The 9,682-nt window shown below is 65.2% G+C and carries 3 protein-coding genes; all 3 read left to right on the top strand.

Features of this window, described 5'->3' with window-relative positions:
• Positions 1 to 341 precede the first annotated feature (341 nt).
• The 3 genes from recC to recD are packed head-to-tail and all read left to right on the top strand — an operon-like array spanning position 342 to position 9,567.
• The gene (recC, locus tag ABE456_RS27390) at positions 342 to 3,824 is read left to right on the top strand and encodes an exodeoxyribonuclease V subunit gamma (protein WP_346646720.1); all 3,483 of its coding nucleotides are present in this window, start codon (positions 342 to 344) and stop codon (positions 3,822 to 3,824) included.
• Complete coding sequence (gene recB, locus ABE456_RS27385; RefSeq protein WP_346646719.1) at positions 3,821 to 7,495, top strand: exodeoxyribonuclease V subunit beta; 3,675 nt, start codon at positions 3,821 to 3,823, stop codon at positions 7,493 to 7,495. Before recC ends, recB begins: the two co-directional genes overlap by 4 nt.
• On the top strand, positions 7,492 to 9,567 hold the full coding sequence (gene recD / locus ABE456_RS27380; RefSeq protein WP_346646718.1) for an exodeoxyribonuclease V subunit alpha: 2,076 nt from the start codon (positions 7,492 to 7,494) through the stop codon (positions 9,565 to 9,567). Before recB ends, recD begins: the two co-directional genes overlap by 4 nt.
• Positions 9,568 to 9,682 lie beyond the last annotated feature (115 nt).

Genomic DNA, 9,682 nt, shown 5'->3' with positions numbered 1-9,682 from the left:
ATGCATCGCCGATGGTAGTGTGGGGTTTCCCCATGTGAGAGTAGGTCATCGTCAAGATTCATTTCGCAAAACCCCTATCTGCGCATGCAGGTAGGGGTTTTGTCTTTGTGGGCTAAAAATCCCAGGCCTTGCACAAATTCCCCCAGGTCCACAAAGATCCCTGAGGGAGCGGCTTTAGCCGCGAACACCGGCAAAGCCGGTGCCATCCACCGCATCGTCTGCTTCGCGGGCATGCCCGATCCCACAAGGACCGCGCCAACATTTAGATGATGGCATTTGGCCTTTCATATTCGCGTGATATCGTTCCCCCTCAGCCACCCGCGCCTGCCAGAGACCTCCCGATGCTCACCACCACCCAGCTCCACCCCGGCTTCATGATCGTTCACGGCAACCGCCTCGACGACCTGCGCAGCCTGGTGGTGAGCTGGATGCGTCGCTACCCTTTGGCGCCGCTGGAAAACGAAATTGCCCTGGTGCAAAGCAACGGCATCGCCCAATGGCTGAAGCTGGCCCTGGCCGAGGACCCGCTGGAGGACGATTTGGGTGGCTGTGGCATCGCCGCCGCAATCGATGTGCAACTGCCTGGTAGTTTCATGTGGCAGCTTTACCGTAGCGTGCTGGGTCGTGACGAAATTCCCGAGGTGTCCCTGCTCGACAAGGCCCCGCTGACTTGGCGCCTGATGCGCCTGCTGCCAGCCCTGATCGAGCGCCCGCATTTCGAGCCGCTACGGCGCTTCCTCACCGACGACAGCGACCTGCGCAAGCGCTACCAGCTCTCCGAGCGCCTGGCTGACCTGTTCGACCAATACCAGGTCTACCGCGCCGACTGGCTCAAGGACTGGGCCGCCGGCGAGCACATCCTCAACACCGCCCGCGGCGAGCGTAAAGCCCTGCCGCCAGGCAACCGCTGGCAGGCCGAGTTGTGGCGAGCATTGCTGGAGGATGTCGGTGAACAAGGCATGGCGCAGAGCCGCGCCGGGGTGCACCAACGCTTCATCGAGCGTATCAATGGCCTGGAGCAGGCACCGCCAGGGTTGCCACCACGGGTGATCGTATTCGGCATTTCTTCGCTGCCAGCCCAGGCCCTGGAAGCACTGGCTGGCCTGGCGCGCTTCAGCCAGGTGCTCCTGTGCGTGCACAACCCCTGCCGCCATCACTGGGCCGATATCGTTGCCGACAAGGACCTGCTGCGCCACCAGTACAAACGCCAGCAACGCAAACAGGGTATGCCCCTGCAACTGGACGACCAGTCGCTGCACCAACATGCCCACCCGTTGCTGGCCGCCTGGGGCAAACAAGGCCGCGACTACATCAACCTGCTCGACAGCTATGACGACCCGGGCAGCTATCAGGGCGTATTCAGCGATGGCCGCATCGACCTGTTCAGTGACGGCTCCCCCACCACACTACTCAACCAACTGCAGGACGATATCCTGGAGTTGCGCCCGCTCGCCGAAACCCGGGAGCTGTGGCCGCCAGTCGATACGGCAAAGGACCGTTCGATTCGATTCCACGTCGCCCACAGCCCGCAACGCGAAGTGGAAATCCTCCACGACCAGCTGTTGGCCCGCTTCAGCGCCGACCCCACTTTGCGCCCGCGTGACGTGATCGTCATGCTGCCGGCCATCGACACTTACGCGCCGCACATCCGCGCCGTGTTCGGCCAACTGCAGCGCAACGACCCGCGTTATATTCCGTTCACCCTGACCGACCAGGGCCAGCGCGGTCGCGAGCCCTTGCTGATCGCCCTCGAACACCTGCTCAAACTGCCCGACAGCCGCTTCGCTGTCAGCGAGGTACTCGACCTGCTGGACGTACCGGCAGTCCGCGCCCGTTTCGGTATCCGCGAAAACGACCTGCCCACACTGCACCGCTGGATCGAGGGCGCCGGTATCCGTTGGGGCCTCAACGCCGAGCAGCGGGCCAGCCTGGGCTTGCCCGCCGGGCTTGAACAGAACAGTTGGCGCTTCGGCCTGCGGCGCATGCTGCTGGGCTATGCAGTGGGGGTGGGCGAAGCCTGTGACGGTATTGAACCCTACGATGAAATTGGTGGCCTCGACGCAGCGCTGATCGGCCCGCTGGTAGCCCTGCTCGATGCACTCGAAGTCGCCTGTCAGGCCTTGTCCGAGCCGGCCACCGTCGGCCAGTGGGGCGAGCGCCTGCATGCCTTGCTGCAGGTGTTCTTCCTGGCCGAGGGTGAGCGCGACGAGTTTCTGCTGATGCAGTTGCAGGACCTGCGCGATAGCTGGCTTGAGGTGTGCGAGACGGTCGGCCTGCAGGATCCTCTGCCGCTGACCGTGGTGCGCGAAGCCTGGCTGTCGGGCCTGGACCAGGGCAAGCTGTCGCAACGCTTCCTCGCCGGCTCGGTGAACTTCTGCACGCTCATGCCCATGCGCGCCATCCCGTTCCGGGTAGTGTGCCTGCTGGGCATGAACGATGGCGATTATCCCCGCGCCCAGCAGCCGCTGGACTTCGACCTGATGGCCAGCGACTACCGCCCCGGTGACCGCTCACGTCGCGAAGACGACCGTTACCTGCTGCTCGAAGCACTGCTGTCGGCACGTGACCAGTTGTATGTCAGCTGGGTAGGGCGCAGCATCCGCGACAACAGCGAACGGCCGGCCTCGGTACTGATCGGCCAGCTGCGCGATCATCTTGCTGCCGGCTGGCACTTGGCCGACGCGGAGCAGGGGCAGCCAGCAGAACCGGGAGAGCAACTGCTGCATGCTCTGACCCAGGAGCACCCGCTGCAACCGTTCAGCCCGCGCTACTTCCAGAAGGGCAGCCCGCTGTTCAGCTTTGCCCACGAATGGCAGGTACTGCACCAGCAGGGTGAAGAGGATGAGCAGGGGGACGCCGACCTGTCGCCTTATCACGACGATGAAGCCCTGAGCCTGACCCAACTGAATGACTTCCTGCGCCACCCGGTGCGGCACTTCTTCAGCCAGCGCCTGAAGGTGTATTTCGAAGCACTGGAAGCGCCGACGCCGGACGAAGAACCCTTTGTGCTCGATACCCTGCAACGCTACGGCGCCAGCGAAAGCTTGCTCGGCGCCGCGCTGGCCGAACCGGACAACGCCGAGCAGGCCCTGCAGGCCCAGGCCCGACGCCTGCAAGCCTGCGGTTTACTGCCGCTGGCCGGCTTCGGCGAGCTGCTGCAAAGCGAACTGATCGAACCGCTACCCGACCTGCTGCAACGTCACCAGCAGCTGCTGCAACGCTGGCCACAGCTGGTCGAGGGCGCCTTGCCGATTCATTTCGAGCACGGCAAGCACCGTCTTGAAGGCTGGCTGGGCCGGGTGTTCCTGGCCGATGACCAGAGCCTGCTCAGCATCACCACCGTACCCAACACCATCAGCGCCGGGCGCAACAACTACAAGTGGCACCGACTGATCGCGCCCTGGGTCACGCACCTGGCGGCCTGCGCGGCGGGTTACCCGTATAACAGCGCGCTGGTAGCCAGCGACCTGACCTTACTGCTTGCACCGCTGCCGCAAGACCAGGCTGCACAACTGCTGGGCGAACTGCTGGTGGCCCGCCAGGCGGCGATGAATGCGCCGCTGTCGGTCGCTGCCAAGACCGCGTTCGCCTGGCTGGCCCAGGACGATGCCGACAAAGCCCTGGCTGCCGCAGCCCGCGCCTACGAAGGCGACGAGCGCACCAGCTTTGGCGAGCGCAGTGAAAGCATTGCCCTGGCCCGGCAGTTCCGCGACTTTGCCGCGCTCACCGCTGATGAAACCTTCGAAGGCTGGTGCGAAACCTTGTACCGCCCATTGTTCACCGCCCCCTGGCAAACCCTGGGCAACCCGGAGAAAGGCGCATGACCCAGGTCCGTCCCCTGGCACTGAGTTTCCCCCTGCATGGCAGCCAGCTTATCGAGGCCAGTGCCGGCACCGGCAAGACTTTCACCATTTCGGCGCTGTACCTGCGCCTGATCCTCGGCCACGGCGGCGAGCAAGGTTTCGAGCGCGAACTGCTGCCACCACAGATCCTCGTGGTGACCTTCACCGACGCTGCGACCAAGGAGTTGCGCGAGCGTATTCGCGCCCGCTTGGCTGAGGCCGCGCGGTTCTTCCGTGGCGAGCTGGAAGGTGCCGACCCGCTGCTGCACCAGCTGCGTGACGATTACCCTGAGGAGGCCTGGCCGCGTTGTGCCGGGCGCCTGGAAATCGCCGTGCAGTGGATGGATGAAGCTGCGGTATCGACCATCCACGGCTGGTGCCAGCGCATGCTGCGCGAACATGCATTCGACAGCGGTAGCCTGTTCACCCAGACCTTGGAAACCGACCACAGCGAGCTGCTGGGCCAGGTCATGCGCGATTATTGGCGGCGCTTCTGCTATGGCATGCAGGGCGATGCGCTGGCCTGGGTGCGTAGCCATTGGGGCAGCCCTGACGCGTTGCTGCCGCGTATCCGCCCGCTGTTCGGCCGCGTACGTGCCCAGAAGGATGGACTTGAACCTGCGGCACTTATCGAAGCTTCGCTGCAGCAACGCGGCGAGCAATTGGCCCGGCTCAAGGCGCCGTGGGCGCAGTGGGCCGAGGAGTTGCGGCAAATCTGCCGCGATGCACTGGCCGCCAAGCAGGTCGACGGTCGCAAGATGCAGGCGCGTTATTTTGAGCCGTGGTTCGACAAGCTCTGCGCCTGGGCCGGTGACGAGCAACTGGTGGAGCTTGACCTGGGCACGGGCTTCACCCGGCTTACCCCGAACGGCATGGCCGAGGCCTGGAAGGGCGAACCACCCGAGCACCCTGGCCTTAATGCCATGCAGAGCTTGCAGCAACAATTGCAAGCCCTGGACAGCCCGGATGCCCCTTTGCTCGAACATGCCGCCAACTGGGTATCGGCACGTTTCGAAGTAGAGAAGCGCCGGCGCGCGGAAATGGGCTTCGACGACATGCTCGTGCGCCTGCAGCACGCCCTGGCCAGCGAGGCCGGCGAGCGCCTGGCCAGCCTGATCCGCGAACAGTTCCCGGTGGCTCTGATCGACGAATTCCAGGACACCGACCCGGTGCAGTACGGCATTTTCGAGCGCATCTACCAGATCAGCGAAAACCGTGCGCAAACCGGCCTGTTCATGATCGGCGACCCCAAGCAGGCGATCTACGCCTTCCGTGGCGCCGACATCTACACCTACCTCGCCGCACGGCGCGCCACTAGCGGCCGCCTGCACAGCCTGGACACCAACTACCGTTCCAGCAAGGCCATGGTCGCGGCGGTCAACCAGGTGTTCCTGCAGGCAGAGGCACGTGCAGCGGGGCGCGGTGCGTTCCTGTTCCGCGAGGCCGATGACAACCCGCTGCCGTTCATGGAAGTCCGCGCCAAAGGTCGTGGCGAGCAGTTGGTGATCAACGGTGAAACCAGCGCAGCCCTTCAGTGCTGGCAGCTGGAAAGCGAAGAGCCGCTCTCCGGCAGCGTCTACCGCCAAAAGCTGGCAGCCAGCTGTGCCAGCCATATCGTCGCCTTGCTCAACGGTGGCCAGCAAGGCACGGCTGGCTTCCAGAATGCCGAGGGTGAACTGAGCCCGTGCCTGCCTTCGGACATCGCCATCCTGGTGCGCGATGGCCATGAAGCGCAGATGGTCCGCGCCGAGCTGGCTGCGCGCGGGGTGCGCAGTGTGTACCTGTCCGACAAGGACTCGGTGTTCGCCGCCCAGGAAGCCCACGACCTGCTGGCCTGGCTCAAGGCCTGTGCCGAGCCCGACTCGGAGCGCCTGCTCAAGGCCGCCCTGGCCAGTACCTCTCTCGGCTTGTCGCTGGCTGCGCTGGACCGGCTGAACCAGGACGAGCGGGTCTGGGAAGGCTGGGTCATGCGTTTCCGCCACTATCGCGACACCTGGCAGCGCCAGGGCGTACTGCCGATGCTGCGCCACCTGCTGCATGACTTCCAGCTGCCGCGCACGCTAATCCGCCGCACCGATGGCGAACGGGTGCTGACCAACCTGCTGCACCTGGCCGAGCTGCTGCAACAGGCCGCCGGCGAACTGGATGGCGAACAGGCATTGATCCGTCACCTGGCCGAACATCTGGCCAGTTCCGGGCAGGCTGGCGAAGAACAGATCCTGCGCCTGGAAAGCGACGAACAGCTGGTGAAGGTGGTGACCATCCACAAGTCCAAGGGCCTGGAATATCCACTGGTCTACCTGCCGTTCATCTGCACCAGCAAACCGGTAGACGGCAGCCGCCTGCCACTGGCCTGGCATGACAGCGAAGGTAACGCGCATCTCACCCTCACCCCTGACCAGGAGCAGATCGAGCGCGCCGACGACGAGCGCCTGGCTGAAGACCTGCGGCTGCTCTACGTGGCCCTGACTCGTGCCCAGCATGCCTGCTGGCTGGGGGTTGCCGACCTCAAACGCGGCAACCAGAAGAGCTCGCAGCTGCACCGCTCGGCATTCGGCTACCTGCTGGGTGGCGGGGTTGCCCTGGCCGGTTCGGCGCAGCTAGCCGACTGGTTGCAGGCCTTGGCGGCGACCTGCCCGCACATCACTTGCCCGGGCCTGCCGCAGGCGGATGATCAGGTGTACCGCATGCCGCACGCCGAACGAGAGCTGTTGCCAGCACGCAAACCGCGCCGTGCGGCGGCCGAGCATTGGTGGATCGCCTCGTACAGCGCCTTGCGCGTCGGCGACCAGACCCTCGGCGCCGACAGCTCCCAGGCCCAGCAACTGCTGGATGACGAAGTGGTCGATGCGCAGTTGCTGCGCGAAGTCCCGGCCGACAGCGGCGATATCCATCGCTTCCCGCGGGGGCCGAACCCCGGCACCTTCCTGCATGGCTTGCTGGAATGGGCGGGCCGCGAAGGCTTCAGCCAGGTCAGCAGCAACCCGCAGCTGATCGAGCGAACCGTTGGCCAGCGCTGCAACCGCCGTGACTGGACCGGCTGGATTCCCACCCTGAGCCAATGGATGCAGCGCTTGCTGGGCGAGGCACTGCCGCTGCCGGGCAGCGAGCAGAGCGTGACACTCGGGCAGCTGCGTCATTACCAGATCGAAATGGAGTTCTGGTTCGCCAGCCACCGGGTCGATGCCGAACAACTCGACCACCTGGTGGCACGCCACACCCACCCCGGCCTGGCGCGCCCTGCGGCGCAGCCGACTGTGCTCAACGGCATGTTCAAAGGCTTCATCGACCTGGCATTCGAGCTGGACGGGCGCTACTACGTGACCGACTACAAGTCCAACTGGTTGGGCCCGGACATTCAGGCCTACGATGCCTTGGCCATGGAAAAGGCCATCCTCGAGCACCGCTACGACCTGCAGTACGTGCTGTACCTGTTGGCCCTGCACCGCCAGTTGCGCGCGCGCCTGCCGGACTACGATTACGACCGCCATGTCGGCGGTGCCCTGTTCATCTTCCTGCGCGGCGCCAACAGCAGCGGCCACGGCGTGTACCACGCCAAGCCGCCGCGTGAGCTGATCGAAAGCCTTGATGCGCTGTTCCGTGGCGAGCACCCGCCCACACAGCAGGACCTGTTTGCCGGAGCTGTGATATGAGCCGAAGCCTCGTCGACCTGTTGCCCACCCCGCTGCACGCCGAGCACCTGCTGGCGCTGGCGCCACAGCAGGACAGCGGTGACCTGCTGCAATTGCTCGACCGCTGGGTAGAGCGGGGCTGGCTACGTGCTCTGGACCGTGCATTCGTGTCGTTTCTCGAAGAGCGTGCCCCTGGCAGTGACCCCTTGCTGCTGCTGGCGGCGGCACTGGCCAGCCACCAGTTGGGCCACGGCCATGTCTGCCTGGACCTGCAACAAACCCTGGCCGAGCCCGACTTCGCCTTGTCGTTGCCGCCAGAAGGCGACGCCCTGACCGGCCCCTTGCTGCTGCCGTCGCAGTTGCTGGCCAACCTCGATTTGAATGCCTGGCGCCAACGCATCGCTGCCAGCCCGCTGGTGGCCGCTGGCGAAACCCCGGGCCAACAGGCGCGGCCACTGGTGCTCAGTGGCGAGCGCTTGTACCTGCGGCGTTACTGGAGCTACGAGCGGCGCATCGACCATACCCTGCGCCAGCGCCTGACTCAGGCCGAAGCGCCACCTGCGGACCTGCCAGATCGCCTGGCGCAATTGTTCGAGGGCGGCGCGCCAGTGGGCCAGGTGGATTGGCAGAAGCTTGCCTGTGCGCTGGCCACCCGTGCCGGTTTCAGCATCATCACGGGTGGCCCCGGTACCGGTAAGACGACCACCGTGGTGCGCCTGTTGGCCTTGCTGCAGGCGCCGGCAGTGGAGCAGGGCAGGCCGCTGCGCATCCGCCTGGCCGCGCCGACCGGCAAGGCGGCCGCCCGCCTGACTGAATCCATCGGCCAGCAAGTCGAGCGCCTGCAGGTCAGCGCCGAGGTGCGCGGGCAGATCCCCACCGAGGTCAGCACCGTGCACCGCCTGCTCGGCAGCCGCCCGGGCTCGCGGCACTTCCGCCACCATGCCGGCAACCCGTTGCCACTGGACGTATTGGTGGTCGATGAAGCGTCGATGATCGACCTGGAAATGATGGCCAACCTGCTTGATGCCCTGCCGCCACGGGCACGTCTGGTGCTGCTGGGCGACAAGGACCAGCTGGCGTCGGTCGAAGCTGGCGCGGTACTGGGCGACCTGTGTCGGGATGCCGAGGAAGGTTACTACTCAGTAGCGACTGCCGCGTGGCTTGAACAGATCAGTGGCGAGTCGCTAGCCGGCAGTGGCCTCAAGGCCGGTGATGAGCAGCGCAACCCGCTGGCCCAGCAGGTGGTGATGCTGCGCTTCTCGCGGCGTTTCGGTGAAGGCAGCGGCATTGGCCAGCTGGCCCGGCTGGTCAACCGCCAGAACTCCTACGCGGCGCGCAACCTGCTGGCCACACCGCCACCCGACGTGCACAGCCTGGCCCTGAAGCACGAACAGGACCGCGCCTTCGACCGCCTGCTGCTCGATGGGCTGAACCGTGGCGCAGACGGCCCGCAGGGATATCGCAGCTATCTGCGTACCCTTGGCCGTTACCGGCCGGCACTCGATACTGCCTTTGACGACCCCGTGTGGGAGCAATGGGCGGGCAAGGTGTTGCACAGCTTTGAGGATTTCCAGTTGCTGTGCGCGGTGCGCCGCGGCGCCTGGGGTGTCGAAGGCCTCAACGAGCGGGTGGCGCGGGTGCTGCACAATGCTGGGCTGATCGACAGCCAGCAGCCCTGGTACGAAGGGCGCCCGGTACTGGTGACACGTAACGACTATGGCCTGGGCCTGATGAACGGTGACATCGGCATCGCTCTGCGCCTGCCGGATGAGCGCGGCGAACCATTGCTGCGCGTAGCCTTCCCGCGTAACGACGGCAGTGGCGGCGTGCGCTTTGTCCTGCCTAGCCGGCTCAACGAAGTGGAAACGGTTTTCGCCATGACCGTGCACAAATCCCAGGGTTCGGAGTTCAGCCACACTGCGCTGGTACTGCCAGATGCGCTCAACCCGGTGCTGACCAAGGAACTGGTGTACACCGGTATCACCCGCGCCAAGCATTGCTTCAGCCTGGTCGAGCCACGCTCGGGCATTTTCGAAGAAGCGGTGGCGCGCAAGGTGCGGCGGATTTCCGGGTTGATGCTCGAACAGGTCTGACCCTGTAGTGAATCAACGGTTGATCCCCTGTGGGAGCGGCCTTGTGTCGCGAAAGGGCCGCAAAGCGGCCCCCGGATTTCAGCATCAAGGCAGAAATCGAGGGGCTGCTTTGCAG

Origin of the sequence: Pseudomonas sp. TWI929, from assembly GCF_039673335.1 — a bacterium.
In the GTDB taxonomy this organism is placed as follows: domain Bacteria; phylum Pseudomonadota; class Gammaproteobacteria; order Pseudomonadales; family Pseudomonadaceae; genus Aquipseudomonas.
Note: the sequence above shows the minus strand (reverse complement) of the source record. Positions and strands in the feature narration are given on the sequence as shown.

What these genes read in the sequence shown, in the direction of transcription:
- recC (WP_346646720.1), top strand. Translation starts at nt 342, where the DNA reads ATGCTCACCACCACCCAGCTCCACCCCGGCTTCATGATCGTTCACGGC.
- recB (WP_346646719.1), top strand. Translation starts at nt 3,821, where the DNA reads ATGACCCAGGTCCGTCCCCTGGCACTGAGTTTCCCCCTGCATGGCAGC.
- recD (WP_346646718.1), top strand. Translation starts at nt 7,492, where the DNA reads ATGAGCCGAAGCCTCGTCGACCTGTTGCCCACCCCGCTGCACGCCGAG.